This window comes from Nostoc sp. 2RC, assembly GCF_014222165.1.
Classification (GTDB): Bacteria; Cyanobacteriota; Cyanobacteriia; order Cyanobacteriales; family Nostocaceae; genus Nostoc; species Nostoc linckia.
This window is the reverse complement of the sequence record NZ_JACKZU010000654.1, coordinates 1-1983: the sequence shown is the minus strand read 5'-3', so window position 1 is coordinate 1983 and position 1983 is coordinate 1. Positions and strand designations below refer to the sequence as shown.

General features: G+C 45.1%; 1 protein-coding gene. It reads right to left on the bottom strand.

Annotation, left to right across the window (positions count from 1 at the left end; all coding sequences use genetic code 11):
- Positions 1-36 precede the first annotated feature (36 nt).
- A complete protein-coding gene (locus GNE10_RS34175; RefSeq protein WP_185570458.1) occupies positions 37-1443 on the bottom strand; it encodes a glycosyltransferase family 2 protein in 1407 nt (468 codons plus the stop codon).
- Positions 1444-1983 lie beyond the last annotated feature (540 nt).

The window sequence follows — 1983 nt, the reverse complement described above, 5'->3', positions numbered from 1 at the left end:
CTCCCCATCTCCCTTGCTCCCCATCTCCCCATCTCCCTAGTCCCCAGTCCCAGTATGCAAGGTTTTCACCCATTTCAGGCGCTTTGGTCTGATGGACATACGGGCGGTTGTGCTGCTCATAACTACTAGCCAGTGCAGCATGTATAAATTGCCGCGTATGGTTTGTAGCAATAAGGTAAAGTACGTAGAAAATGAGAATTCCCGTTCTTGACGTATTCGTCTCAAGCCTGTGAACATGCCGATGGTTGACATGGTGATGGACAAGCTGGTGATGGGGGTTAATATTGGCGGACGATGACGAGCGATCGCCATTAATAAATCTGGTACTGCTGCTGTGGGCAAAATATACATAATCAGCATAAACATCAGCAAATCCCAGCTTTTGCGGGTTCCCATGCGATTTTTGAGAATTAAATCCCAATAATCCAAGTAACGCTGATATCCACCTTCCGCCCATCGGTTGCGCTGATGCCAGAGTGCAATTGCCTTTGTCACTCCTTCTTCTTGCACTGCTGGATGGGAAACACACTCAATATCCCATTGTTCCAAATGTAGGCGGATTGTTAAATCCAAGTCATCGGTGATGGTTTCTTCATTCCAGCCACCGCAGCTTAACAGAGCTGAACGTCTGACAAATTGACCATTACCGCGCAATTCGCCAATTCCACCAAGGGCTGTGCGCTGTTGTTGAAACCAGGTATCCAGGGCCATTTCGGCCATTTGACCCTTAGTCCAAAAATTATCTTTGGCGTTGGCTATTGCTTTTCGCACCTGCACCGCCCCGACATTTTCTCTTTGGAATAAAGGTATTACCTGTGATAATAAATCTGGTGTTACTTGGGCATCAGCATCAAATACTGCGATGATTTCGCCCTTGGAAAGCGGTAGTACTTGATTTAGTGCCCCTGATTTTCCGCCACTGGCGTCTGCTGAGCGCGTCAGTACTTTTAGTTTGTCATATTTGTGCTGTAGTTCTGCTAATAAATGGGGCGTATTATCAGTACTGCGATCGTCAATTATCCATACTTCGTATTTGCCATCTGGATAATCCAGATTACAAAGATTTTGGACTAATTTACCAATTACCGCTTCCTCATTTTTCGCAGCCACTAACACAGATACATAGGGATAATCTCCCTGCATTTCTTTTGGTGAGCGACGAGGTTTAGTAAACACTACCACCAAAGCATGAAGACTTAAAATGGTGGTCAATCCTAATATGAATATAGATGCCCAAGAAACTAAATGCAGAGCGATCGTGCCACTCCAGACAATAGTCAAGACCAGAGCTGCTTTACCTCTACGACCTTGAAACCGGGATGGTAGAGACATAGATTTTGTCTCTAACACAGACTCCTCATCTACTGAGAGGTCAGACAACAAAGAGTTGAGTGGATCGAGCTCTTGATAAGAATCTTCTTCGGGCCAGGAATTCGCTGGCATAGGTTGGCTTACTTGATTCAAAAACCACTATTTGTGTACAGTTAGTAATTTTACGGACAAATATCCCTAATTACTTTTTCCGATATTAATCGAAATGGGCAAACTATAGTACCCACCATCCCTAAGCCAAGAGCTTCTGGGACTAGCATTGTTCTCGCTGCTACTGTGTTTAATTGCCACTCCTAGACACAAGCTTGATTCCTTTGATAGCCCCTTGGCTAGGAAGCTTGTAGGCTATAGAGCTTCAGCAACGGAAACTCTAGTTTAGGCCAAGTGATAGCAAGGCAGCAGCACCTTGTTCTGGGAAGAAACACGCAATAACGGTATCCACCACTTGTGAGCAGGGATTTTTTAGTGTATTGCCCCCAATTTCGACAAAAGTTAACGCAGCCTTATTGTAACCGAAATTTTAATATTTCTTAGCAGTAACTTCATTTATTGAGTATGGGGAATGGGGCATTGGGCAAGCGGGGGGTGTGGGAGGTGTGGGAGGTGTGGGAGGATGTGGAAGAAATCTTTCTCCCCACACTCCCCCATCTT